Source organism: Mesorhizobium sp. M7A.F.Ca.MR.245.00.0.0 (assembly GCF_003997415.1).
Classification (GTDB): Bacteria; Pseudomonadota; Alphaproteobacteria; order Rhizobiales; family Rhizobiaceae; genus Mesorhizobium.
This window is the reverse complement of record NZ_RZTE01000024.1, coordinates 62873-86321: the sequence shown is the minus strand read 5'-3', so window position 1 is coordinate 86321 and position 23449 is coordinate 62873. Positions and strand designations below refer to the sequence as shown.

Genomic DNA, 23449 nt, shown 5'->3' with positions numbered 1-23449 from the left:
GCGGCCTTCTCCCCCTCGAGGGGGGAGATTAGCGTCGCGCCTAAGCCGCTTGCGGCTCCGGATCGAACGCCGGCTTGCTGGTGTTGATCAGCAGCGAGATACAGGCGGCGGCGATTGCCGTCATGCCGGCGATCAGGAACGCCAGTTCGTAATTGCCCTGCAACTCGCGCATGGTGCCGCCAAAGGCGGCGGCAGCGGCCGCACCGATCTGGTGTCCGGCGACGATCCAGCCGAACACGATCGGCCCGCTGCGATCGCCGAACGCCTCGTTGGCGAGCCGCAGCGTCGGCGGCACGGTGGCGATCCAGTCGAGGCCGTAGAGCACAGCGAAGATGATCAGGCTGGTCGCCGAGAAGCCAGAATACGGCAGATAGATCAGCGACAGGCCACGAATGCCATAATAGACGCCGAGCAGCTTACGCGGATCGAAGCGGTCGGTGAGCCAGCCCGACAACGTCGTGCCGATCAGGTCGAAGATGCCCATCATCGACAGCAGGCCGGCGGCCTGCACTTCGCCGATGCCCATGTCGCCGCAGAACGCGATCAGATGCGTGCCGACCAGCCCGTTGGTGGTGAAGCCGCAGACGAAGAAGGTGGCGAACAGATACCAGAACACCCGCGTGCCGGCGGCACGGCGCAGCGTCGAGAACGTATGCGCCAGAAAATTGCCCTGTGACGCAGGCGGCGTGGGCGGCACGTCGTCAGCCTCGGCGCCGTAGCGCACCATGCCGATCGATGCCGGCCGCTCCGGCACCAGCAGCCAGACCAGCGGTATCAGGGCAGCGGTCGCGATCGCGACCGCAATGACAACCGGCTGCCAGCCGCCCGACTGCGCCAGCGCGGCGATCAGCGGCAGGAACACCAGCATGCCCGAGGCGCTGGAGGCCGACATCAATCCCATGACAAGCCCGCGATTGGTCTTGAACCACCGGTTGACGATGGTCGCGCCGAGCACGCTGGCGACAGCACCGGAACCAATGCCCGAGAACACGCCCCAGGTGATGAACAGATGCCAAGGCTTGGTCATCAGCAGGCTGAGCGCGGTCGAGCCTGACATCACCACCAGCGAGGCCAGCAGCGTGCGGCGCAGCCCGATGCGCTCCATCAGGGCCGCGGCAAATGGCCCTGTGAGGCCGTAAAGCAGGATGCCGACACCGGCGGCCAGCGAGATGATGTCGCGCCGCCAGCCGAAACTGTTCTCCAGCGGCAGCATCATGACAGAGGGTGCGGAGCGCAGGCCAGCCGCAACCAGCAGGCTAAGGAAGATCACGCCGACCACGACGAAAGCGTAGCGCTGGCCAAAGGGGCGGGATTGAGCTATCATGTTACTGACCGGTACGTTGCAGGTGGAGTATGTATACGTACCGATCGGTAACATTGTCAATCGAGTCACACGATGCCAACCGACAAAAATATTGATCTGACCATCAGCGACGATCATGCGTCGGCGCCGCCGAAAGCAGCCAAGAAGATACTCGATGTGGCGTATGACCTGTTCTACCGGCGTGGCATCAGGGCGATCGGCGTCGACGAGATCGTCAAACGTGCCGGCGTCACCAAACCCAGCCTCTATCGCAGCTTTCCGTCCAAGGATGAACTGGCCGCCTCCTATCTCAGGCAGTACGATCTTGAATATTGGGAGCGTTTCGACGAGGCGGTAGCTGCTCATCCCGGTGACCCGCGCGCACAGATCAAGGCTTTCCTGACCCGCATCGGCAAGCGCACGCAAGTGGCGGACTATCGCGGCTGCGGCATGACCAACGCGGCGGTCGAATATCCCGACCACAGCCATCCGGCCCGTGTGGTCAGCGAGGCCAACAAGCAGGAATTGCGCCGCCGCCTGCGCGCCATGGCGGTTGCGATGGGCGCGCAAGACCCTGACACGCTCGGCGACGGCCTGCTGCTGCTGATCGAAGGCGCCTATATCAGTGGCCAGCTGTTCGGGCTCGGCGGCCCGGCGCAAGCGGTCGCCCGCAACGCCGACCTGCTGATTGAAGCGAGCTTGAAGAAATAACGTTTGGCGCTACGCTGCGGCAGCTTGCAACGGAGATTGACCGCCATGCGTGCCATTCTGATCCCGCTTGTTCTGGTCGGTCTCGGTCGGGCTGCGCAAGCCGACGATATTTCCAGCGCCTACACCGATCTGGATTCGAAAACGGACTGCGTGACCTACGCGCAGGCAGAAGAAGGCGATGGCGACTGGGCCGAACTCGCCTGTTCGGGCTATCGCGGCTATCCCGTGCTGATCGCCTATGACGATGCCCGTGAATCGCTGTTCTACGGCTTTCCCCCCGGCGGCGACATGACGACGGTCTGGGAGAGCTTTTCCGGTTTCAATTCGTCTGGAGCCAAGATCGAATGGCGCATCGAAACCACCCGCGACAAGGCTGTGCCCTATGCAGCCATCCATCGCCGCTCGATCAGCAATCCCGAGGACGAGAAAAAGCCGACCGAAGTGCTGCTCGTCGCCAAGATCGGCCAGATGGACGCCCGCGACGGCTGCACCGTCGGCCTGGTGCTGGCCACCGGCAATCCCACCGCCAACGACCAGGCGCGCAAGCTTGCCGACGACAAGGCACGCACCTTCGCCTGCGGCAAGGACAGGCGCACTGTCATCGGCAACGTGCCGGCTTTCGGCCGGGTGGATAACTGACCACCCGCTTCGTCATCCACGGGCGGAGCAAGGAGCGCAGCGACGCGGCGCAGACCCGAGGATCCATGCCGCGACACCAACAACACCGCAACGGCGCAGAATTCCGTTCCGCCGCGCACGTCGCCTGGCGTCACGGCATGCATACCAGGGTCTCCGCGACGCCGCTTTGCGGCTGCTCCGCCCTGGTATGACGAAGTTGGGCTACTTGCTCGCCTTGGCCCGCTCGATCGCGTCGACGATCATCTTCTTGGCATATTTGGAATCATGCCAGCCTTCGATCTTGACCCATTTGCCGGGCTCGAGATCCTTGTAGTGCTCGAAGAAGTGCTGCACCTGCTGGCGCGTGATGTCGGGAAGCTGGGTGTATTCGGTGACGTTCTCGTAGCGCAGCGTCAGTTTCGGCGACGGCACGGCAATGATCTTCTCATCCTGGCCGGCATTGTCTTCCATGATCAGCACGCCGATCGGCCTGACGTTGATGACGCAGCCCGGCACCAGGGCGCGCGTGTTGCAGACCAGCACGTCGATCGGATCGCCGTCGCCCGACAGCGTGTGCGGCACGAAGCCGTAATTGCCGGGGTAGCGCATCGAGGTGTGCAGGAAGCGGTCGACGAACAGCGTGCCGGCTTCCTTGTCCATCTCATACTTGATCGGCTCGCCGCCGATCGGCACCTCGATGATGACGTTGACGTCCTCAGGCGGGTTCTTTCCGCTGGCTATGGCTTCAATGCGCATGGCTTAAATCCCTCTCTCGATGGACGATCGATAGCGGGCGGCGCGTCATGGTGCAATGCGGCGAATGGTGCTGGCTGAAATCGGGAGACGCAATGGCCGAAGGGCCGGGCTGTCATTCCCAGACGAAAGCGACCTTCTTGAGCGCCTTCTGCTCGAAGATCTCGACGCCTTCCGCAACATCGCGGCCGCCGGCGCCGGCATAGAAGGCGAGTGCGTTCTGGTTGTCTTCCAGCGCCCACACGACCATGCCTTTCAGCCCGTGATCGGCCAACCGCGCCTTGGCTGCCGAAAACAGGCGGCTGCCGAGCCCGATGCCCTGATATTCCGGCCGCAGGTACAATTCGTAGATTTCGCCTTGCTGCCTGAGTTCACGGGCGCGGTTCTTGCCGATCGTCGCATAGCCGGCGATCTTTCCGCCGATCTCGACCACCAGAACAGTGGCGGCGCGGCGAATCGCATTTGCCCACCAGTCGGCACCTCGACGGTTGATCATCGATGTCAGGGTGCGGTGCGGAATGATGCCGGAATAGGCGCCGCGCCAGGCCTCCAGATGCACCTCGGCGATGGCACTGGCATCGCGCGGGTCGGCTTTCCGGATGTCGATCGTCAGCGTATTCATGATTTGTTAACCATAAACCCGCATCGCCCGATTGCAAGAGTCCCGGCGGCCCGCCGGCTGCTTTCTCACAGGCGACCATGACACTGATGACATTGGGCAAAGCCTGCTTGAAAACGCGCTCAGCCGAGGCGGATGGCGTGGCTTTCGAGAACCGGAGCGGAGCGCACTTTTGTACGTGAACGCCGGCCGAAGTCGGCCTGCCAAGGCCGCTCATGTGTGAGTGCTTCGGCCGGCGAAGGCCGGAAGCGCAGAAAACCACGTCAGGCGTCCGGCTGAGTAGCGTTTGCAGGCGGGCTTTCAGATTTCGACGAGATGGTCGTCAAGTTCGTTGCTGTCGCCCACTGTGACCGGGAAATGCTCGGCCAGCACCGCACCCACCTGCTCGATCGCCTTGACGAAGCCGTCGGCAAGCCGGTCGTCGCCGGCATGCGCGGTAAGGTCGCGCACGACACCGTCCCAGACATGCTGGCCGACCTTGGCGTCGATGCCCGAATCGGCAACCACTTCGGCGTAGCGTTCAGCGATCGAGACGAAGACCAGCACGCCGGTGCGCGCCGTGGTGCGGTGGACGTTGCGGGCAAGGAACTGCTTGATCGCGTTGGCGTGCGCCGCCTGGTAGCGCAGCCGCCTCGGCACCAGATGGATGCGCAGGCCGGGCAGCGCCCACAACAAGGCCAGCACGCAGGCAAGCGCCAGGAGCTGAGCGAGGACGAAATGCGGCAGCCGGATCGACAGCCACCAGGCCTCCAGACCGTAGCCGACCGCCAGGCTGACGATCAGCATGTACACGGTCGCCATGAAGGCGGCCGGGAAGAAATAGCCGTCGCTGGCATGCGCCACGACGCAGTAGATCTCGCCGTCGGTTTTCTCCTCGGCGGCGCGGATCGCGGTTGCGATGCGCTCATGATCCTGCGGGCTGATTGGTCGTGTTGCCATGATATGTCTCACCAGCTTCCTGAAGAACCGCCACCACCCGATGAGCCGCCGCCACCGGAAAACCCGCCACCGCCGCTTGATCCCGAAGACCAGCCACCACCGGAGCTCCCCGACGACCAGCCGCCCGAAGACGAACCCGTTGTCCAGCCACGGCTGCCCGAGTAGCCGCTCGGCCCACGGCCGTAACGAAACGTCATGCCCAGCCATCTGTACACGCCCGGCGACAGCTTCGTGCCGAACATCGGCGGCAGGAACGCCATCGCCAACCCGCCGAAAAACATCGTCGCCCACAGGATCAGGAACACGGCAACGATCGGATCGATGGACGTGCCGTCATCGGCGGGATTGCGCTTGCCTCGCGCTTCCAGCTCCTCCGGATTGCCTTCCAGCACCATGACCATGTCGTCGACGGCTTTGCTGATGCCGCCGGAGAAATCGCCGGCGCGGAACGCCGGCACCATGTCGTTTTCAATGATCAGCTTGGTGTGCAGGTCGGTCAGCGTACCTTCCAGCCCATAACCGACCTCGATGCGCATCTTGCGGTCGTTCGGGGCGACCAGCAGCAGCACGCCGTTGTTTTCGCCCGCCTGGCCGAGTTTCCAGAAGCGGAACAGCCGGTTGGCGTAGGGCTCGATCTCCTCGCCATCCAGGCTGGGGATCGTCGCGACGACGATCTGGTCTGAACCTTTTGTCTCGAAACCGGCAAGCTTCCGCGTCAGCGCCGCCTTGGTCGCGGCATCGATGATGCCGGCATTGTCGACGACACGGCCGGTCAGCGCCGGAAGATCGGCGGCGAGGGCGGTGAAGGGAAGGAAGAAGAGGCTTAGAAGAGCGAAAAGGAACCCTAGGCTTGCGTTCCGGGGCGCCCCCCTCTGCCCTGCCGGGCATCTCCCCCTCAAATGGGGAGATTGGCCGTCATCTCCGCTTTCGCCAATTTGCAACGTCGCAAGATCGGCGTCAGCGCCGAAGCTGCCAATCTCCCCCCTTGAGGGGGGTGAGGACTGATCCGCGTAGCGGACGGGAAGCCAATTGCTTGGCTTTCCGAACGACGAACGCCCGAAGCGGCAGCGAAGGGCCGGTTCCGGTAGGACAGAGGGGGGTGTTTGCACGCCAGCAGCCCGTCATTTCGCGGGATTTATTCCGATGACAGTCGACGTTCACCCGCCCTGCTTCGTGCCGAAATCGACCTTCGGCGGCTGCATCTTGTCTTCGGCGACAGTGAAATTGGCAAAGGGCTCATTGCCGCGGAACCAGAAGGTCGCCCACAGCACCGAGGGGAAGGTCCTCAGCGTCAGATTGTAGTCCCTGACCGCCTGGATGTAGTCGCGCCGCGACACCGCGATGCGGTTCTCGGTGCCTTCGAGCTGGGCTTGCAGCGCCAGGAAATTCTGATTGGCCTTGAGGTCGGGATAGGCCTCCGAGACCGCGATCAGCCGCGACAGCGCGCTGGTCAGCCCCGCCTGGGCATCCTGAAACTTCTTGAGGGCTTCGGGATCCTTCAGCGTTTCCGGTGTTACCGTGATCTGCGTTGCCTTGGCGCGTGCCTCGACCACCGCGTCGAGCGTATCCTTTTCGTGCGAGGCATAACCCTTCACCGTCTCGACCAGGTTGGGGATGAGGTCGGCGCGGCGCTGATACTGGTTCAGCACCTCGCTCCACGCCGCCCTGGCGTTTTCTTCCGCTGTGGGGATGGTGTTGTAGCCGCAGCCGGCAAGCAGCGGCAGCACGATCGCCATCATCAGGAAGGCGGGCAGCGTGCGGAAAATGGACGGCGAGGCAAGGCGCTGGGCAAACATGATGGGGTCCCTCGGTAGAAGTTGCACGCGAAGCATTACCACAATCAGCGCGCAAGAAAACCGCCCGGGCCGGCAGCCCTCGCCTGGCATGCCCAATGCCGCTGCAAGGGTCTGTGATTGGCCGTACGAACGCGATAAGGTCCGGCAAAACGGGACATCATCATGGCGGAGCGCCAGGACAGCGAGAAGGAATCGCGCCGTATCCTCGAGCGCATCGCGCACGAGACGAATCCGGCGGGCGACTCGTTTGCGGGGCGGGCCGCGAAAGGCATGCGCGATCACGTCACCGCGGCCGATGCCGATCGCGCCGATCCGATCGAAGTCTGGGGCACCCGCTTTGGCCGCACGCTGGGCCTGCTGCTGGCGCTGGGCCTGATGGTCTGGCTCGTGCTTTACGTCATCCGGGGCAGTTAGGAATCAAACGACAATGAGCGCCGAACAAACCGACGCGCCGCGTGCGGTCATCGTCATTTCCAGCCATGTCGCGCGCGGCTCGGTCGGCAACCGTGCCGCCGTGTTTGCGCTGGAGACCCTGGGGTTCCCGGTCTGGGCGGTGCCGACCGTCATCCTGCCCTGGCATCCCGGCCATGGACGGGCAACGCGGATCGTACCGCCGCTCGACCAGTTCAAGGCGCTGATGGCCGATCTCGAGCGGGCGCCATGGCTGGGTGAAGTCGGCGCTGTGTTGTCCGGCTATCTCGGCGAGGCCGGCCAGGCCGAGGCCGTCGCCTCGCTGGTCGCCGCGGTGAAGGCAAGGACACCCGGCGCCGTCTATATCTGCGATCCGGTGATGGGTGATTCGGGCGGCCTCTACGTGCCCGAGCCGACAGCCATCGCCATGCGCGACCGGCTGATGCCGATCGCCGACATAGCCACCCCCAACCGCTACGAACTGGAATGGATGGCCGGCGCCGCGTTGCCCGACCTGAAATCGGCGATCGCGGCAGCGCTCCACGCCGGACCATCGACCATGCTGGTCACCTCTGCGCCGTCGATGATGACGGGCGGCACCGGCAATCTGCTGCTCGATAGCAGCCAGGCGCTGCTCGCCGAACATCGCCTGATCGACAAGCCGCCGAATGGCCTGGGCGATCTGACGGCGGCCGTCTATCTGGCACGTATCCTGTCCGGCCAGCCGCCGGTCAAGGCGCTGCAATCGACGACGGCGGCGGTCTACGAGATCCTGGCGCGCACCGCCAAGCGCGGCGGCGACGAACTGCAGCTCGAAACCGATGCGCAGAGCCTGTCGCATCCGATGGCGATGGTCCAGCTTCGCCACCTCACGCATCCGGGGCGGGGCCGCCGGGCGTGACGTCGACTGAGACCGTGCTTGTCGGCGTCGACGGCTGCAAGGCCGGCTGGATCGCCGTCCGGCGCGCTTCTGGCATGGCACCGTCGGTCGGTGTCTTCGCAACCTTCACCGCCTTGCTCGCATCCCTTCCCGAAAACGCTGTCATCGCTGTCGACATGCCGATCGGCCTGCCCGACTTGTCGGGCAAGGGCGGGCGCGGCCCCGAAGCGCTGGTGCGGCCACTGCTCGGGGCACGCCAATCCAGCGTCTTCTCGATCCCCTCCCGCGCCGCGCTCTATGCGGAGACCAATGATTTCACCACCATCGAAGCCTGGTATGCCGCGCACATCCGGGCAAGCGAGGTGGCCCTGACCACATCCGACCCGCCGCGCGGCGTCTCGATCCAGGCCTTCGGCATTTTTGCCAAGATCCGCGAGATCGACGCCCTGCTGATCGCGCGACCCGATCTGCGCGGCCGTGTGTTTGAATCGCATCCGGAAGTCGCTTTCTGCCGCCTGAACGGCGATCAGGCCATGCGACTGCCGAAGAAGATCAAGGGCAGCATCAATCCGGCCGGCATGGCGGAACGCAAGGCTCTGCTTTGCCGGCATGGCTATGACACGGCCTTTCTCGACCAGCCGCCACCGCGCGGCGCCGCCGCCGACGATTTCCTCGACGCGGCCGCGATGACGCTGATCGCCGGTCGCATCGCCAGCGGTGAGGCACGGCCGCTGCCCGACCCGCCGGGCCGCGACAGCTTTGGCATTCCTGTCGCCATCTGGGCGTAACGCTGTTGACCAAGGTTGCGCTCGATGCATGGCATTTCTAGCCAGCCCTCATAATTCTGCATTGCTCGCGACCGGCTTTTGCCGCTAGAGCCTCTCTAGACCGCAACGAGCTGCCGCATCCAACCCGGAAAGGCTCCAGACGCCGCCCATGTCCCATCTCCCTGAACATCTTCTCGCCGGCTACCGCAATTTCATGAATGGCCGCTATCTCACAGAGAGCGGGCGCTATCGCGATCTCGCTCGGGAAGGCCAGGCGCCGGAGACGATGATCGTCGCGTGCTGCGATTCGCGTTCGGCGCCCGAGGCGATCTTCGACGCCGGGCCCGGCGAACTCTTCGTGCTGCGCAATGTCGGCAATCTGGTGCCGCCCTATGCTCCCGATGGCGAGTTCCATTCGACCTCGGCGGCGCTTGAATTCGCCGTGCAGAGCCTCAAGGTCAAGAACATCGTCGTCATGGGCCATGGCCGCTGTGGCGGCATCCGTGCAGCGCTCGACACCAATTCCGCGCCGCTTTCGCCGGGCGACTTCATCGGCAAGTGGATGAGCCTGATCGCGCCGGCGGCCGAAACCGTCTCCTCCAGCACCTTCATGACCGCGTCGGAGCGCCAGACCGCGCTGGAGCGCATCTCGATCCGCTATTCCATCGCCAATCTCAGAACCTTTCCCTGCGTCTCGATTCTCGAGGGCAAGGGGCGACTGTCGCTGCATGGGGCCTGGTTCGATATCTCGACCGGCGAACTCTGGACGATGAACAAGGAAACCGGCGATTTCGAACGGCCGGAGCTGGGATGAACACAGCGGCGCGCAAGGTGGTAAACATCAGGTCGGCCGCTTTGACGGCGGCCGCGCTGCTGATAGCGATTATTGCCGCCCGCGCCGATGATCGTGCCCTCATCAGCCGCTGGTATTCGGCGCTGCTGGTCGCCGACCGCACCGAACTGTCCGACCTGCTCACCGATGATGTCCGCATCAAGCTGGACGACCTCGGCATCGTGCAAAGCAAGCAGGAATTCATCGCCTCGATGGACGAATGGAAAGGTGCGGTTGCGGGCGCAGCGATCCGGCATCGGATCGAAAAGAGCGAAGGCGGGGTCACCACCGTGGTCGCCTGCTACGACTTTCCCAACAATGACAAGCTCATGCATGAGACTTTCGCGGTGACCGACGACCGCATCACCGCCAGTTCGCAAGCGGCAATCGCCGAGACGTGCGACGGCTTCTGACGCCATCCTGAGGGCCGAGCCGTTGCGCCTTGCGAGGCCTCGCCCTACATCGGGGACGACCAAACCTCTCCCCGTCAACGATCGAAAGACTGTCCATGCCTTCCACGAAAGCCGTCGACCTCGCCGCCCATCCGCTGACCGCGTGGCAAGGGCCGCTCGGCCTGCCCGATTTCACGCGCATTGGCGACGGCGACTTTTCCCCGGTCTTCGACGCGGCGCTGAAGGCGCACGAGGCCGAGATCGAGGCGATCGCCGGCAACAAGGATGCGCCGACCATCGAGAACACGCTTGCCGCGCTGGAACTCGGCGGCGAAGCGCTCGATCGCGTCTCGTCGATCTTCTGGTGCCGCGCCGGCGCCTACACCAACGAGACGATCCAAGCGCTGGAGCGCGACATCTCGCCGAAAATGTCCAGGCATTTCTCGGCGATTTCGATGAATGAGCGGCTGTTTGCCCGCATCGACGCTCTCTACCAGCGCCGCGAGAGCCTGAAGCTCGACGCAGAGACCCTGCGGGTCCTGGAAAAGACCTGGAAGGGTTTTGTCCGCTCCGGCGCCAAACTCGATGCCGACGGCAAGAAGCGGCTGGCCAAGATCAGCGAGGAATTGTCCTCGCTCGGTACCAGCTTCGGCCAGAATGTGCTGGCCGACGAGAGCGACTGGGCACTGTTCCTCGATGAGGCCGACCTTGCCGGCCTGCCGGACTTCGTGAAAAGCTCGATGGCCGAAGCCGCCGAGATACGCGGCCAGAAGGGCCGCTACGCCGTCACCCTGTCGCGCTCGATCTACGAGCCGTTCTCGACCTTCTCCGAGCGCCGCGATCTGCGCGAGATCGCCTTCCGCGCTTTCACCATGCGCGGCCAGAATGGCGGCGCCACCGACAACACGAACGTGGTGCGCGACATGCTGCGCCTGCGCGCCGAGAAGGCAAAGCTGCTCGGCTACGCCTCCTTCGCCGCGCTGAAGCTCGATGACACCATGGCCAAGACGCCGAAGGCCGTGCACGCGCTGCTCGATCCGGTGTGGGAAAAGGCGCTGGAGAAGGCAGCAAGCGACCAGATCGAATTGCAACGGCTGGCGACGGAGGCCGGCAGCAACGAAAAATTCGCCGCCTGGGACTGGCGCTTCTACCAGGAGAAACTGCGTGCGGAAAAATTCGCCTTCGACGAGGCGGAGCTGAAACCCTATCTGCAGCTCGACCGGATCATCGATGCCTGCTTCGATGTGGCGACACGGTTGTTCGGCATCACCTTCGAAGAGAAAAAGGGCATCGCTGCCTGGCACCCCGACGCCCGCGTCTTCGTGGTGAAAAATGCCGACGGCAGCGAGCGCGGCCTGTTCCTCGCCGATTATTTCGCCCGGCCCTCGAAGCGCTCCGGCGCCTGGATGAGCGCGCTGCAGTCCGGCTACAGGCTCGGCCACGGTGCGAGCCCGGTGATCTACAACATCATGAACTTCGCCAAGCCGCCGGCCGGCGAGCCCGCGCTGCTGTCGGTCGACGAGGCGAAGACGCTGTTCCACGAGTTCGGCCACGCGCTGCACGGCATGCTGACCGACGTCACCTGGCCCTCGGTTTCGGGCACCTCGGTCAGCCGCGATTTCGTCGAATTGCCCTCGCAGCTCTACGAGCACTGGCTGACCGTGCCGGCGGTGCTGGAAAGACACGCGCTGCACGTCAAGACCGGCAAGCCGATGCCCAAGGCGCTGCTCGACAAGATGCTGGCCGCGCGGACTTTTGGCGCTGGCTTTGCAACAGTAGAGTTCACCGCATCCGCGCTGATGGACATGGCTTATCACGCACGGCCGGATGCGCCTGAAGTACCACTTCGTTTCGAAACCGAAACGCTTGCAGCGCTGCACATGCCGGACACCATAGCCATGCGTCACCGCACCCCGCATTTCGGCCACGTCTTCTCCGGCGACGGCTATTCGGCCGGCTATTATTCCTACATGTGGTCGGAAGTGCTCGATGCGGACGCTTTCGCCGCCTTCGAGGAGACCGGCGACCCCTTCAACCCGGCGCTCGCCGAACGGCTGCGCAAGAACATCTACGCCGCCGGCGGTTCGAAGGATCCGGAAGAACTCTACACCGCATTTCGCGGCAAGATGCCGTCGCCCGAAGCGATGATGGTGAAGCGGGGATTGGTGTAGCACCGGATAATCTCCCCCCTCGAGGGGGAGATGGCCGCGTAGCGGCCAGAGGGGGTCGGTTCGACCGGGCTCGGCCTGCTGCGGCAGAAGAAGGTTGGCGCATTACGTCAGGCGACCCCCTCTGTCGCCTTCAGCGACATCTCCCCCTCAAGGGGGGAGATTGCCTGCATCCTTCCAAGGATCCGCAACCCTTGGCCACACCGGCCTTGTCAGCTTCTTGTAATCGGTCACCGCCGGATTGCTGGGATACGAACTCGGCGCCGAGACATAGATGATCTCGGCGGCGATCGGCTCGAAGCCGGCGTAGAAATGGTTGGTCGACTTGATCAGCAGCATGTCCTTGGCCATCGGATCGACGCCGATGTTGGAAAAGATATCCGGCTCGAAGGTCTGTGTGCGGTTGGTGTTGAGAATGATGTCGACCTCGGTGCCTTCGAGGCGGACCAGCGCCGTCGGCCCCAGCGTCACCCGACTTGGCCCGAAACTCTGCCAGCCCTCCGCAACCGCCTTCAGCACGCGCACGCGCGCATCGATCGGCTCGCCTGCCTGCGGCCCGGCCTTGCCGCCGAAGCGCAGATCGATGACCGCGCCTTCGCCCGCCGCCAGGCAGAAGGTGACCGCGATCGGGTCCCAGATCGTCGCCACGGCGAACCTGTCCAGGCCACGCGCCAGCATCTGGCGCAGCACGAAGGTGCCGTCGCCGGGAACGCCGCCGCCGGGATTGTCCCAGATATCGGCGATGACCACCGGCTTGCCCGGATTCTTGCCGCGCACGGCCAAGGCCCGGTCGATGCCGTCGGTGGCGCTCAGCATCGTCATCGCCGTCTTTTCCCGCAGCGCGTAGAGTTCCCGCCCGAGCCGTTCCGCCAGCGCGTCGCCCTTGGCCTTGTCATCGTCGGTGACGACCAGTATGCGCGTGCCCATCTCGGCCACGTCCGCCGCCATGAAGCCATGGATGACGGAGACCGACAGCACGCCGTCCTTGCCGTGCAGCGCCTTGATGCGGTCGACGAAGGAGCGCATCGGCTCGCGGCTGGTCGGCAGCACCTGGATCATGCGGCAATCGAAGGTCGAGATGACCGGCTTGATCTCACCCCTCGCCGCCGCAAGCCCAAGCTCGACGACGTGTTCGCCGCGCTCATAAAAATCGGTGTGCGGGAATTCGAGGAAGTAGGCGAGGATGTCGGAGGCCGCCACGCGCTTCGGTGTCAGATGGCTGTGCGGATCGAGTTCCACGGCGATCACCACCTCCGGCCCGACCATTGCGCGAACCCGTTCGAGCAGGTCGCCTTCGCAGTCGTCATAGCCTTGCGCCACCATGGCGCCATGCAGGCCGAGGATGACAGCATCTACCGGCAGCGCGGCCTCGAGCTGGCCAAGGATCTCGTCGCGCAGAGCCTCATAGGTCTGCCGCTGCACCAGGCCGCCCGGCTCCGCCCAGGTTGCGGTGCCCTCGATGACATCGAGGCCTTCGGCCGCTGCCCGCCGGCGCAGCGCCACCATCGGCGAGGAGCACAGCGTCGGCGTGTCCGGATGTTTGCCGGGCCCGGCATAGAAGGCCATCTCGAACGAGGCCCTGTCGGTCGGCACCGGCGAGAAGGTGTTGGTTTCCGTCGCCAGCGAGGCGGTGAAAATGCGCATGAAAGCTCCGTCCGTGAATAGGCGCTATTTGACCGCCCCGAGCGCCAGCCCGCGAACGAGGTAGCGCTGCAGCCAGATGAACAGGATGGCCACCGGCAAGGTCGCCAGCAGCGTCGCGGCCATGACGTGGTGCCATTCGATGGTGTAGCGGCCGGCGACGAGCGAAAACACCTGGATCGGCAGCGTGTAGCTTTCCTGGCTGCGCAGCATGGTGAGCGCGACGACGAATTCGTTCCAGGCGTTGATGAAGGTGAAGATCGCGGTCACCGCGATCGCCGGCAGGCACAGCGGCAGGAACACTTTGCGCAAGGTCAGCCAGCGGCCGGCACCCTCCATCCAGGCGGCTTCCTCGAGATCGCGTGGAATGGTGTCGAAATAGCTCTGCAGCATCCACACCGTGAAGGCGACGTTGAAGGCCATGTAGATGAAGCCGAGCGCCGTCGTGCTCTCGACCAGGCCCCAGGCAGCCATCAGCCGGAACAGGCCGAGCACCAGCACGATCGGCGAGATCATCTGCGAAATCAGCAGGAACTGGCGCAAGACGCCGTAGCCGGCAAAGCGGAAGCGCGACATCGCATAGGCCGCCGGAACCGAGATCAGGATGGCGCCGACGGTGGCGATGACAGACACGTAGAGCGAATTGAGCAACGCCTGACCGAAGCCCGTCGCCACCCACATGTCGGAAAAATTCGACCAACGGAATTCGCTCGGCCACCAGGTCGGCGACAGCACTTCCTGTCTCGGCTTGACCGCGGTCAGGAACATCACGGCGAAGGGAAAGAGCGTCACCACGATCAGCGGCGCCAGCAGCAGCCAGGCGATGATGGAGCGCTTCAGCTTGCTCGTCATGTGCGTTGCTCCCGCATCGCCAGCCGCACATAGATCATGGTGAAGACCAGCAATATGGCAAACATCACCAGCGACACCGCCGATGCTTCGCCCAGCTTGCCGATGCGGAAGGCCAGCTTGTAGAGATGGGTGACCAGGATATCGGTCGAGTTGGCCGGGCCGCCCTGCGTCATCACCCAGATGATCGGGAAGGAATTGAAGACGTAGATGGTGTTGAGCACGATGGCGATGTTGATGAACGGTTTCAGGAGCGGAAAGGTGATTTCGCGGAACTGCTGCAGCGGCGTCGCCCCTTCGAGCGCCGCCGCCTCGTAGAGATCGTCCGGGATCGACGACAGCCCGCCGAGAAAGATCGTCGTCGTGAACGGCACCGTCACCAGGATGCCGATCAGCACTTGCATCGGGAAAGCGGTCTCGGCGCTCGCCAGCCACTGGATGTTGTGATCGATGAGCCCGAGGCCTATCAGCGCCGAATTGAGCATGCCGCTTTCGCCGCTCAGCGCCCAGCGCCAGACCACCGCGGTCATGGTCAGCGACACCGCCCAGGGCAGCATGATGATGACGCGGGCGATGCCGCGGCCATAGAAATCGGTGTTGAGGATCATCGCCACCGGGATCGACAAGAGAAGCGCACCGCCGACCACCATCACCGTCCATTGGCCGGTGCGCCAGAGCGCGGCCGTGAAATCGGGATCGGCAGCGAGTGCCGCGAAATTGGCGAAGTCGTTGAAGTCGCGAAGCTGGCCGAAGCGGCTGACCTCATGCGTCGAGATCTGGATCAGGTCCCAGACCGGCCAGAAGATGACCACCGCCGCCAGAAACAGGCTGGGCAAGGTCAGGAGATAGGGCAAGAAACGATTTTGCATCTGCTGGCCTGCAACCTCGGCGCGCTGGATCAGAAGGTTCTGCTATGCGAATTTCGGATCCGCCGCACCGGGCCGGGAACCTAGGTGTGGCGCGCCCCGCCTGAGTCTGGGGCGCGCCACGGGCGCAGGGAGATACGCCCTATTTCTTCAGCACGGTGTTGGCCTTGGCGGCCGCGTCCTTCAAGCCCGCCTCAGGGTCGCCGCCGAGATAGATCTTCTGCATGGCGTCCGATGTGATCTGGGCGACTTCTTCCCAGCCCGGAATGACCGGCGCGAAGCGGGCGTCGGGCAGGAGCGCGGTGAACGCTGCCAGATCGGCATTGTTGACGTAGTAGTCCATCTTGGCCTCTTCCTTGTTCACCGGCAGGAACCCTTCGCCTTGCGTGAACTTGGCGCGCTGTTCCGTGGTGAACAGGAAATCGAGCAGCTTCCAGGCTTCGTCCTTGTTCTTGGAGTTCTTGAACATGATGATGGAATCGGTCACGCCATAGGTGCCGCGCGCGCCGGTCGGGCCGGCGGGGATGGCTGCCACGCCGTATTTCAGGTTCGGCGCCTCTTCCTTGATCTGGTTGGACAGGAAGGGTGCGGTGATCATCATGCCGACCTTGCCCTGCTTGAACAGGTTCTGCACGTCTTCGCGGTTGTTGGAGGTGACGCCGGGTTCGGTCAGGCCTTCGTCGATCATCGACTTGTAGAGCTTGGCGGCCTCAAGCGCACCTGGCGTGCTCAGGCCCGAAGTGCCGTCCTTGTTGAGGATCTCGGTGCCCTGCGACCACATCGCATAATAGTAATAGACGTCGGTCTCGATCTCCTTGCCCTGCAGGCCGAAGCCGAACGTGCCCGACCCCAGCGCCTTGATCTTGCGCGCATCTTCCTGCAGCTCGGTCCAGGTTGCCGGTGGCTTGGCGATGCCGGCTTTCTCGAACAGCTCCTTGTTGTAGTACATGGCGCGCGCCGAGGCCGCGATCGGCAAGCCGTAGGTCTTGCCGTCCATGATCGAGGGCGACAGGAAGGTGTCGATGAAGCGGTCCTTGAAGTCGGGCTTGATGTAGCCGTCGAGCGGCTCGGCGACATCCTGCTGGACAAAGTCGATCAGCCAGCGCGTGCCGATGATCGACAGATCGGCATTGGTGCCGGCGGTGATGTCGGTGGTCAGCTTCTGCAGCAGCACATCCCACGGCACCACTTCGAACTTGACTGATATGCCGGGGTTCGCCGCCTCGAATTCCTTCTTGACGTCGGCGAAATAGGGAGCAGTCTTGGCGCTGTACTCGGCCACGGTGACGCGCACCTCGCCCGCATCCGCCTGCGCCGCAATTGCCAGCATGCTCATTCCGGCCATCAGGCCGACAGTCCATTTTTCAAGGCTCATTTGATCTCTCCCATTGGTGTTGCGCCTGCGCGCCTCTCCGTGCCGGAGCAGAAGATTTATGTGACTTTCCTACATTATCGATGATTTGAAGGCTTGCAAGCGGATTATTGTGTTGCTTAATTACATTTACAGGCCTAGGCCTTATGCGATTTGTCAGAACTCCCGGAGGATGACGCACGGTGGTTTCGCAATCCGAGTTCGAGGGCAGGGCCGAGTTCGAGGGCAAGACCGTCGTGGTGACGGGGGCCGGCGGCGGTCTCGGCACGGCCATCGTGGCGCTGATGGCGCAAAGAGGCGCCAGGGTCGTCGGTTGCGATCAGTCAAGCGAGGCGCTGAACAGTCCGCACCTTGCCTCCCGCCATGTCTTCGATCTTCTCGACAAGGCATCGATAGCGACGGCGATCGGCGCGATCCTCGACCGGGATGGTGTGCCCGACATTCTCATCAACAATGCCGGCTGGACGCGTGCCGAGACGATTTCGGCGCTCGATCCCGACAGAATAGAGCAGGAACTCGATCTCAACCTGACTGGCGTGATGAATTTCGCCGACCCGCTGGTCAAGGCGATGGCTGGCCGCGGCTCGGGCAGCGTCGTCTTCATCTCCTCGGTCAACGCCATCGCGCATTTCGGCAATCCGGCCTATGCCGCCGCCAAGGCCGGCATCAACGCCTATGCAAAGGCGATCGCCGTCGAGCTCGGCCGCAGCGGCCTGCGCGCCAATGTCGTCTGCCCCGGATCGATCCGCACCGCCGCCTGGGACCACCGCCTTGCCAAGGATCCCGAAATCCTCGGCAAATTGCAGCGGCTCTATCCGCTCGGCCGCATCGTCAACGCCGCGGAAGTGGCGGAAGCCGTCGCCTTCCTTGCGTCCAATCGCGCATCGGGAATAACAGGCGTGGTGATGCCCGTGGACGCGGGACTGACCGCCGGCTGCCTGCCCTTCATCGACGACATCCTGGGAGCGTGACAATGACCGATGTCGAGTTTCGCGATCTGTCGAAATCCTTCGGCCAGCACAAGATCCTCGAGAACATCAGCCTCGATATCAAGAGCGGCGAGTTCGTCGTCCTCGTCGGCCCGTCCGGCTGCGGCAAGTCGACCTTGCTGCGCATGCTGGCCGGCCTGGAGACGATCACCTCCGGCGACCTGTTGATTGGCGGCGTGCGCGCCAACGCGCTGCCGCCACAGCAGCGCAACATCGCCATGGTGTTCCAGTCCTATGCGCTGTTTCCGCATCTGAAGGCAGCTGACAATATCGGCTTTGGCCCGAAGATCCGCGGCGAGACGCGCACGGTGATCGATGAGAAGGTCAAGAAAGCGTCCGGCGTCCTCAATCTCTTCTCCTATCTCGACCGCTATCCCCGCCAGCTGTCGGGCGGCCAGCGCCAGCGCGTCGCCATGGGCCGCGCCATCGTGCGCGAGCCGTCGGTGTTCCTGTTCGACGAGCCGCTGTCCAACCTCGACGCGCAATTGCGCGTGCAGATGCGTGTCGAGATCAAGGCGCTGCACCAGCGGCTGAAATCGACGATCGTCTACGTCACCCACGACCAGATCGAGGCCATGACGATGGCCGACCGCATCGTCGTGATGGACCGCGGCAGAATCCAGCAGGTCGGGGCGCCGCTGGAACTCTATGACAGGCCTGCCAACAAGTTCGTCGCCTCCTTCCTCGGCTCGCCGTCGATGAGCTTTGTGTCCGGTTCGCTCAAGACGGCGCTTGAGAAAACCTGGTTCGAATCGGCCGGTGGCGGGCGGCTTGCGCTTGCCGGCAAACAGGTGCCGGCGGACAGCGCGGTGGAGGCTGGCATCCGGCCCGAGCATTTTATCGTCGGCGAGGCTGTCGACGCGATGGCGATCAGGGTGGATGTCGTCGAGCCCACCGGCTCCGAAACACATGTCTATGGCGCTATCGGTGCTGATACGGTACGCGCCGTGTTCCGCGACAGGGTGCCGGTCAGGCCGGGAGACCTGCTGCCGGTCTCGGTCGACCCCGGCAACATCCATCTGTTCGACAAGGCAACGGGCCTGCCTCTATGAGAATAGCAGCATGAAGACGCCGGCCGACATCATCACGCGGCTGCAGCTGATGTCGCAGGACGGAACGAAGTCGGATCGCAAGCTGGCCGGCTTCGTGCTGGCAGACCTCGATTTCGTTTCCAAAGCGGCGATTTCGGAAATTGCCTTGCGCGTCGGTGTCAGCGAGCCTACGGTGACGCGGTTCTGCCGCAACCTCGGCTGCGAGGGCCTGCGCGACTTCAAATTCTATCTGGCGCAAGCCATCGCCATCGGCGGCCAGTATCTGTCGCCGGAGCCGTTGAGCCGCGATGCCCGCGAACAGCGCATCGCTTCCGCCATCACCGAAGCGGCGATATCGGCCATCCAGCGCGCCAGCGAAAACCTCGACATGACGACGCTGGTCGCCGTCGCCGCACGCATCGCTGTTTCCGGTAATGTGCTGTGCATCGGCTCCGGTGGCATTTCGTCCATGATGGCGACCGAAATGCAGAACCGGCTGTTCAGGCTTGGCGTGTCGGTGCTGGCGCAGATCGACGGACAGTTGCAACGCATGTACGCCGCCGTTGCCACCCCCGACACCACGCTGATCGCCTTCTCCGTCTCCGGCTATGCCAGATCGGTCATCGATGCGGTGCAGGTCGCCCAGCAATATGGCGCCACCACGATCGCCATCACCCCGCCGGACTCCGCACTCGCCAAGGTCGCCGACACGGTCATCCATTTCCAGTCGCTCGAGGATGGCAATATCTACAAGCCGACATCGTCTCGCTATGCGCTGCTGTCGATCGTCGACATGATCGTCACCTCGGTCGCCGAGACGCGCGGACCAAGGGTTTTGGAGAATCTGCGCCGCATCAAGCAGAGCGTTAACACGTTGAAAGTCGACGATCCGCGTTTGCCATTGGGCGATTGAACCCCTACGGCCAAGGACATCAGGATTGATGGCCGAGCGCCTCGATGCTTTTCGCCAATTTCGCCGGATCGCCTTCAATGCGCACGGTCTTCAGCCGCGCGGTGCCGCCGGCGACAACCGAGACAGCGGACCCGGGCACGCCCAGAGCCTTGGCCAGCAGCTTTTCGAGCGCATGATTGGCGGCGCCGTTTTCCGGCACGGCGCGGACGCGCGCTTTCAGATGGCTTCGCCCGTCCGCCGTGGCCTCGAAGCCTTCGAGCCTGTCCAGCGCAGCCTTTGGCGTCAGCCGGACAAACAGCTCGGCGCCGTTTTCGCGCAGGCGAAACGGCGTGCTCATAAGGTCATCCTGCTCACAGGATCAGAGGCGCCACCGTGGTGAGCAGAAACTGCCGTAGGAAGAACAGGATCAGAAGCAGGATGATCGGCGAGATGTCGATGCCGCCAAGGTCCGGCATGAAGCGGCGGATAGGCCGCAACGCCGGCTCGGTCAGCCGGTAGAGCATGTTGCCGATGCTGCCGACGAACTGGTTCTTCGAATTGACGACGTTGAAGGCGTAGAGCCAGGAAAAGATCGCCGAGGCGATGATGATCCACCAGTAGAGGTCAAGCGCCATGACGATTGTTTGAATGAGGGCGAGCATGCCGGTCTCCAATTGTTGCCGACATGTAGCCATTGCACGCGAAACCGGCAAGGGCCGCCTTTCTGTGGAGCGCCAATACCGGCCCGGTCGGACTGTAGGGCATGTCGCCGACACCCCAACGAAGGCGCGAATACACAAAACCGGCAAGGGCCGCTTTCCGCCGGCGCCAGATCGACGCTTGACGGCACTGGATTTCGGCAAACCTCCGCCTTGACAGGAAACCGCGGCGCCCGATAAATGCGCCCATCCGCTGGACGGGGCTGTAGCTCAGCTGGGAGAGCGCGTCGTTCGCAATGACGAGGTCAGGAGTTCGATCCTCCTCAGCTCCACCAGCGGAATAATTCTCCACGCTGCGCGCCAGATGCCCATCTCTGCGCCACATGCAGTCCGCGACGCTCGTCCCGGCTTGCCCCCGCGGTTGGCATTTGCTGTGCCAGCGCACCTTAAAAGGCCGCGCTACATCGCCTATTTCGCGATATCCGGCAAAACTTTTGTCAATTGGACTTATGGCGGAAGAGCTCGCTGATTGTTTCCGTTTTTTTTGGAAACCACCCCACTAAATTGACGTTACCAAATCAGTTTTTTCTGTGCGTTGTGACCAGGGCGTTTCGGCGGGGGCGACCGGAGACGCTATATCGATTTCGAGTCGAAATGAAAAATCCGCCTGCGGAAGCAAAGACGTGTCAATTCGCGACAATCTCGCTGCAAACCTTAGACGGCTGTGCAAGGACCATGCCTCCGTAAGTGCGGTATGCCGTGAGCTGCGCATCAATCGCACGCAGTTCGAACGCTATCTGCAAGGGCAGACCGTTCCCAACAAAGCTACCGCCAAGCTGATATGCGATTACTTTCGGATCGACGAAGCCGAACTGTACCAGGATCCCGGCGCACCCGAGCCGGCGATGCGTGGCCTGCCGCCGGTTTCCGAGAGCCTGTTCATCCAGATGATCCGCCCTCCCAGTCCTTCGATCGCAGGCGGCACCTATTTCACCTATTTCTCGATCCCGGGCCGCCTCGACCTCCTGATGCGCTCGGTGACCTTCGTGAGGCGCGAAGCCGAACTGGTCACCTTCCGAAGGGTCACCGGATGGTCGGAGCGCCGGGGATCGACCTGGGCACGAGCGCGCGGCAATCACTATGGCGTGGCGATCTCGCGGCTGAACTGGATCTATTTCAGCGGCATCAATCGCCGCCAGACCGGAGAGCCCTCGCTGATCTCCGTGCAATGGGCTCCCATCTCCGAACCGGTGCTGATGGGCAAGGCCATGCTTCTGACGGAGGCCGGCCCGGCATTCGTGTCCGTCATCATGCGGCGCGACATTGCCAACATCCACCCAAGGGATGCCATCAGCATGGCGCATGTCATCAATCTCGACGATCCGGGCGTCGATCAACTGGTTGTCAGCCTCACCCGGGACGGGTTGGGCTAACCCCTCGGATCGCCGTGTCTTACGCCAAATAAGAATAAGCGTACGCCGATTAAGCGTATGCCAACGATTGTCTACTCTGTATCTGAATAAAATCGATATTTTACACTTTAATGCCAGGAAAGATAATCCACGGGTCCGCCTTAGGCTCGTGGTTTTACTATAATTTTAACAAACCATTAACTCTTCCGACCTTACCTTTCTTCACGCGGATCCCGTTCCGGGGGTCTTTCAACGGATCCCAAATTGGGGTCAGGAAAGGGATGAAAATGGCCAAGAAAGTGACCAATGCTCCGAAGCTGACGATTGCCGCCGGCACGCAGACCGTCTTCTTTTCGCAGGGCATGCACTACAACAAGCGCTGAAGCCGTTCTGCGCCGACGAGCGTCTTGCTTGTCGGCGCCTCGGCTCCGCAGATGGCAACCAGCTTCATGAAAATGCGCTCTTCGAAAACGCTTGTTTTCTACCCCGGACCGAACAAGGTCACGGCATGCAACTTCCTGACCAGAAGCGTGTTTGAATGCAGTCCTGAGATGGTCGGCCTGCTCGCTTCGTGGGACAAATGGGCATCGACGGCGGACATTGCCCGCGCCCATGGATGGTCGAAGTCCGAGTTGAAGGCTGTCGTTCCCCAGTTGCTCGATTTCTCCGCGCTGGTCACAGCCGGATCGCCTCTCGCCGAGCAGGAGGAACAGTTTTCAGGACAATGGAGTTGGGGGCTTCCGACGGCGCTGATGCATTTCTGCGTCCAGGACAGCGAATACATGACCATCGAGCAAGCGGAAGAGCTGCAGATAGAACGCGCCGGCCATACGCCGCAGCCGAACCTCATGCTCAAGAATTCCGCAGGCGCCATCCAGCTGCCGAATGCACTGGAAGACAATGAACTTCTCAGCTTGATGGCGCGGCGCCGCACCAACCGCACGGCGGCTCAGCCCACCATCACGGCCAAACAGCTTTCCGATTGCCTGTTCGCAGGGCTCGGCATCATCGGCGAGACCGCCAATTGCGTTGGCACCCTGCCGCTCGGCATGACCCCTTCAGGCGGCGCGCGAAATCCCTATGAGGCCTATGTGGTCGCGCTCGGCGTCGATGGCCTCGAACCCGGTGTCTATCACTATTCCGCCGCGGATCACGACCTTGGCAGGATTTCCGCAAACCATCTGCCGAAAATCTCCGAACTGGTCGGCGGACAGGAGTGGGCCGACGCCATGCCGTGCCTTGTCCTGCTTTGCGCCAAGCTCGATCGCACGATGTGGAAATATGAGGACGCCAACGCCTATCGTGTCGTGCTGATCGAGGCCGGCCATATCGGCCAGAACATCATGCTGGCGGCGACCAACCATGGCCTGTCGGCATGTCCGACAGCCGCACTCAGCCATTCCGCCATCAAGCGGCTGCTTGGTCTCGACAGTTTCACCGACGCACCGATCTATGCCTTGACCCTCTCGACGCCGGAAAGAGATCCGTCCACGGCGGGCCAGTCCATCAATTAGCCGACCAACTATGTGCCTCACAGCCAATAACGCGT

Annotated in this window: 25 protein-coding genes and 1 tRNA gene; 14 read left to right on the top strand and 12 right to left on the bottom strand. The window is 63.1% G+C overall.

Going from position 1 to position 23449, the window contains the following annotated elements:
• Positions 1-40: 40 nt before the first annotated feature.
• Positions 41-1324, bottom strand: coding sequence for an MFS transporter (locus tag EOB80_RS22570; RefSeq protein WP_127329824.1), 1284 nt, complete (start codon positions 1322-1324; stop codon positions 41-43).
• 72 nt (positions 1325-1396) lie between these two features.
• Between EOB80_RS22570 and EOB80_RS22565 the strand changes: the two genes are divergently transcribed.
• Together EOB80_RS22565 and EOB80_RS22560 are read left to right on the top strand one after the other, a co-directional pair.
• A complete protein-coding gene (locus EOB80_RS22565) occupies positions 1397-2014 on the top strand; it encodes a TetR/AcrR family transcriptional regulator (RefSeq protein ID WP_127267937.1) in 618 nt (205 codons plus the stop codon).
• 45 nt (positions 2015-2059) lie between these two features.
• On the top strand, positions 2060-2653 hold the full coding sequence (locus tag EOB80_RS22560; RefSeq protein WP_127329822.1) for a hypothetical protein: 594 nt from the start codon (positions 2060-2062) through the stop codon (positions 2651-2653).
• 201 nt (positions 2654-2854) lie between these two features.
• Here the strand turns inward: EOB80_RS22560 and ppa are convergent, their stop codons facing one another.
• The 5 genes from ppa to EOB80_RS22530 all read right to left on the bottom strand — a co-directional run bounded on the left by ppa (position 2855) and on the right by EOB80_RS22530 (position 6739).
• Positions 2855-3388, bottom strand: a complete 534-nt coding sequence (gene ppa, locus EOB80_RS22555) for an inorganic diphosphatase (RefSeq protein WP_013528997.1) — start codon at positions 3386-3388, stop codon at positions 2855-2857.
• 112 nt (positions 3389-3500) lie between these two features.
• A complete protein-coding gene (locus tag EOB80_RS22550) occupies positions 3501-4007 on the bottom strand; it encodes a GNAT family N-acetyltransferase (protein WP_013528996.1) in 507 nt (168 codons plus the stop codon).
• A gap of 297 nt (positions 4008-4304) precedes the next feature.
• Positions 4305-4943, bottom strand: a complete 639-nt coding sequence (locus EOB80_RS22545) for a TPM domain-containing protein (RefSeq protein WP_127329820.1) — start codon at positions 4941-4943, stop codon at positions 4305-4307.
• Between the two features lie 8 nt (positions 4944-4951).
• Complete coding sequence (locus EOB80_RS22540) at positions 4952-5842, bottom strand: YgcG family protein (protein ID WP_127329818.1); 891 nt, start codon at positions 5840-5842, stop codon at positions 4952-4954.
• A gap of 258 nt (positions 5843-6100) precedes the next feature.
• Complete coding sequence (locus EOB80_RS22530; protein ID WP_127269647.1) at positions 6101-6739, bottom strand: LemA family protein; 639 nt, start codon at positions 6737-6739, stop codon at positions 6101-6103.
• Between the two features lie 162 nt (positions 6740-6901).
• Between EOB80_RS22530 and EOB80_RS22525 the strand changes: the two genes are divergently transcribed.
• The 6 genes from EOB80_RS22525 to EOB80_RS22500 all read left to right on the top strand — a co-directional run bounded on the left by EOB80_RS22525 (position 6902) and on the right by EOB80_RS22500 (position 12192).
• Entirely contained in the window at positions 6902-7153 is a 252-nt protein-coding gene (locus EOB80_RS22525) for a hypothetical protein (RefSeq protein WP_127269645.1), read from the top strand.
• Positions 7154-7166: 13 nt separating this feature from the next.
• The gene (gene pdxY / locus EOB80_RS22520; RefSeq protein ID WP_127269643.1) at positions 7167-8051 is read left to right on the top strand and encodes a pyridoxal kinase PdxY; all 885 of its coding nucleotides are present in this window, start codon (positions 7167-7169) and stop codon (positions 8049-8051) included.
• Positions 8048-8818 carry a DUF429 domain-containing protein gene (locus EOB80_RS22515; RefSeq protein ID WP_127329816.1) on the top strand — a complete coding sequence of 257 codons (771 nt, stop codon included), beginning with the start codon at positions 8048-8050 and terminating at the stop codon, positions 8816-8818. Before pdxY ends, EOB80_RS22515 begins: the two co-directional genes overlap by 4 nt.
• Positions 8819-8966: 148 nt before the next feature.
• Positions 8967-9611 carry a carbonic anhydrase gene (locus EOB80_RS22510; protein WP_023811712.1) on the top strand — a complete coding sequence of 215 codons (645 nt, stop codon included), beginning with the start codon at positions 8967-8969 and terminating at the stop codon, positions 9609-9611.
• Positions 9608-10042: a nuclear transport factor 2 family protein gene (locus EOB80_RS22505; RefSeq protein ID WP_127329814.1), complete on the top strand. Its 435-nt coding sequence runs from the start codon at positions 9608-9610 to the stop codon at positions 10040-10042. Before EOB80_RS22510 ends, EOB80_RS22505 begins: the two co-directional genes overlap by 4 nt.
• 95 nt (positions 10043-10137) lie before the next feature.
• On the top strand, positions 10138-12192 hold the full coding sequence (locus EOB80_RS22500) for a M3 family metallopeptidase (RefSeq protein WP_127329812.1): 2055 nt from the start codon (positions 10138-10140) through the stop codon (positions 12190-12192).
• A 147-nt stretch (positions 12193-12339) separates the two neighbouring features.
• Here EOB80_RS22500 and EOB80_RS22495 read toward each other — a convergent pair whose 3' ends face one another.
• From EOB80_RS22495 to EOB80_RS22480, 4 genes are all read right to left on the bottom strand, one after another.
• Positions 12340-13833 (bottom strand): M81 family metallopeptidase, encoded by a 1494-nt coding sequence (locus EOB80_RS22495; protein WP_127329810.1) that lies wholly within the window; start codon positions 13831-13833, stop codon positions 12340-12342.
• A 24-nt stretch (positions 13834-13857) separates the two neighbouring features.
• Complete coding sequence (locus EOB80_RS22490) at positions 13858-14682, bottom strand: carbohydrate ABC transporter permease (RefSeq protein WP_127329808.1); 825 nt, start codon at positions 14680-14682, stop codon at positions 13858-13860.
• On the bottom strand, positions 14679-15548 hold the full coding sequence (locus tag EOB80_RS22485; protein WP_023811708.1) for a sugar ABC transporter permease: 870 nt from the start codon (positions 15546-15548) through the stop codon (positions 14679-14681). The genes EOB80_RS22490 and EOB80_RS22485 overlap by 4 nt, the downstream gene beginning before the upstream one ends.
• Before the next feature lie 139 nt (positions 15549-15687).
• A complete protein-coding gene (locus EOB80_RS22480) occupies positions 15688-16920 on the bottom strand; it encodes a sugar ABC transporter substrate-binding protein (RefSeq protein ID WP_127329806.1) in 1233 nt (410 codons plus the stop codon).
• 179 nt (positions 16921-17099) lie between these two features.
• On the opposite strand from EOB80_RS22480, the gene EOB80_RS22475 reads away from it, so the two are divergent.
• From EOB80_RS22475 to EOB80_RS22465, 3 genes are read left to right on the top strand one after another with little or no spacing between them, the layout of a single operon-like run.
• Positions 17100-17888 (top strand): SDR family oxidoreductase, encoded by a 789-nt coding sequence (locus EOB80_RS22475; protein ID WP_127329804.1) that lies wholly within the window; start codon positions 17100-17102, stop codon positions 17886-17888.
• A 2-nt stretch (positions 17889-17890) separates the two neighbouring features.
• Positions 17891-18958: a sn-glycerol-3-phosphate ABC transporter ATP-binding protein UgpC gene (ugpC, locus tag EOB80_RS22470; RefSeq protein WP_127329802.1), complete on the top strand. Its 1068-nt coding sequence runs from the start codon at positions 17891-17893 to the stop codon at positions 18956-18958.
• A 10-nt stretch (positions 18959-18968) separates the two neighbouring features.
• Positions 18969-19850 carry a MurR/RpiR family transcriptional regulator gene (locus EOB80_RS22465; protein WP_127268067.1) on the top strand — a complete coding sequence of 294 codons (882 nt, stop codon included), beginning with the start codon at positions 18969-18971 and terminating at the stop codon, positions 19848-19850.
• 19 nt (positions 19851-19869) lie between these two features.
• Here the strand turns inward: EOB80_RS22465 and EOB80_RS22460 are convergent, their stop codons facing one another.
• A complete protein-coding gene (locus tag EOB80_RS22460; RefSeq protein WP_127268066.1) occupies positions 19870-20187 on the bottom strand; it encodes a DUF167 family protein in 318 nt (105 codons plus the stop codon).
• A 13-nt stretch (positions 20188-20200) separates the two neighbouring features.
• On the bottom strand, positions 20201-20491 hold the full coding sequence (locus tag EOB80_RS22455; protein ID WP_023811703.1) for a YggT family protein: 291 nt from the start codon (positions 20489-20491) through the stop codon (positions 20201-20203).
• 256 nt (positions 20492-20747) lie between these two features.
• Between EOB80_RS22455 and EOB80_RS22450 the strand changes: the two genes are divergently transcribed.
• From EOB80_RS22450 to EOB80_RS22435, 3 genes are all read left to right on the top strand, one after another.
• A tRNA-Ala gene (locus EOB80_RS22450) sits at positions 20748-20823 on the top strand.
• Between the two features lie 348 nt (positions 20824-21171).
• The gene (locus EOB80_RS22445) at positions 21172-21921 is read left to right on the top strand and encodes a helix-turn-helix transcriptional regulator (RefSeq protein WP_127322138.1); all 750 of its coding nucleotides are present in this window, start codon (positions 21172-21174) and stop codon (positions 21919-21921) included.
• Positions 21922-22349: 428 nt separating this feature from the next.
• The gene (locus EOB80_RS22435) at positions 22350-23414 is read left to right on the top strand and encodes a SagB/ThcOx family dehydrogenase (protein ID WP_127329800.1); all 1065 of its coding nucleotides are present in this window, start codon (positions 22350-22352) and stop codon (positions 23412-23414) included.
• The last annotated feature ends 35 nt before the right edge of the window (positions 23415-23449 follow it).

Coding starts and splice junctions, on each gene's coding strand:
- EOB80_RS22570 (WP_127329824.1), bottom strand. CDS start 1,324: ATGATAGCTCAATCCCGCCCCTTTGGCCAGCGCTACGCTTTCGTCGTG.
- EOB80_RS22565 (WP_127267937.1), top strand. CDS start 1,397: ATGCCAACCGACAAAAATATTGATCTGACCATCAGCGACGATCATGCG.
- EOB80_RS22560 (WP_127329822.1), top strand. CDS start 2,060: ATGCGTGCCATTCTGATCCCGCTTGTTCTGGTCGGTCTCGGTCGGGCT.
- ppa (WP_013528997.1), bottom strand. CDS start 3,388: ATGCGCATTGAAGCCATAGCCAGCGGAAAGAACCCGCCTGAGGACGTC.
- EOB80_RS22550 (WP_013528996.1), bottom strand. CDS start 4,007: ATGAATACGCTGACGATCGACATCCGGAAAGCCGACCCGCGCGATGCC.
- EOB80_RS22545 (WP_127329820.1), bottom strand. CDS start 4,943: ATGGCAACACGACCAATCAGCCCGCAGGATCATGAGCGCATCGCAACC.
- EOB80_RS22530 (WP_127269647.1), bottom strand. CDS start 6,739: ATGTTTGCCCAGCGCCTTGCCTCGCCGTCCATTTTCCGCACGCTGCCC.
- EOB80_RS22525 (WP_127269645.1), top strand. CDS start 6,902: ATGGCGGAGCGCCAGGACAGCGAGAAGGAATCGCGCCGTATCCTCGAG.
- pdxY (WP_127269643.1), top strand. CDS start 7,167: ATGAGCGCCGAACAAACCGACGCGCCGCGTGCGGTCATCGTCATTTCC.
- EOB80_RS22510 (WP_023811712.1), top strand. CDS start 8,967: ATGTCCCATCTCCCTGAACATCTTCTCGCCGGCTACCGCAATTTCATG.
- EOB80_RS22505 (WP_127329814.1), top strand. CDS start 9,608: ATGAACACAGCGGCGCGCAAGGTGGTAAACATCAGGTCGGCCGCTTTG.
- EOB80_RS22500 (WP_127329812.1), top strand. CDS start 10,138: ATGCCTTCCACGAAAGCCGTCGACCTCGCCGCCCATCCGCTGACCGCG.
- EOB80_RS22495 (WP_127329810.1), bottom strand. CDS start 13,833: ATGCGCATTTTCACCGCCTCGCTGGCGACGGAAACCAACACCTTCTCG.
- EOB80_RS22490 (WP_127329808.1), bottom strand. CDS start 14,682: ATGACGAGCAAGCTGAAGCGCTCCATCATCGCCTGGCTGCTGCTGGCG.
- EOB80_RS22485 (WP_023811708.1), bottom strand. CDS start 15,548: ATGCAAAATCGTTTCTTGCCCTATCTCCTGACCTTGCCCAGCCTGTTT.
- EOB80_RS22480 (WP_127329806.1), bottom strand. CDS start 16,920: ATGAGCCTTGAAAAATGGACTGTCGGCCTGATGGCCGGAATGAGCATG.
- ugpC (WP_127329802.1), top strand. CDS start 17,891: ATGACCGATGTCGAGTTTCGCGATCTGTCGAAATCCTTCGGCCAGCAC.
- EOB80_RS22465 (WP_127268067.1), top strand. CDS start 18,969: ATGAAGACGCCGGCCGACATCATCACGCGGCTGCAGCTGATGTCGCAG.
- EOB80_RS22460 (WP_127268066.1), bottom strand. CDS start 20,187: ATGAGCACGCCGTTTCGCCTGCGCGAAAACGGCGCCGAGCTGTTTGTC.
- EOB80_RS22455 (WP_023811703.1), bottom strand. CDS start 20,491: ATGCTCGCCCTCATTCAAACAATCGTCATGGCGCTTGACCTCTACTGG.
- EOB80_RS22435 (WP_127329800.1), top strand. CDS start 22,350: ATGAAAATGCGCTCTTCGAAAACGCTTGTTTTCTACCCCGGACCGAAC.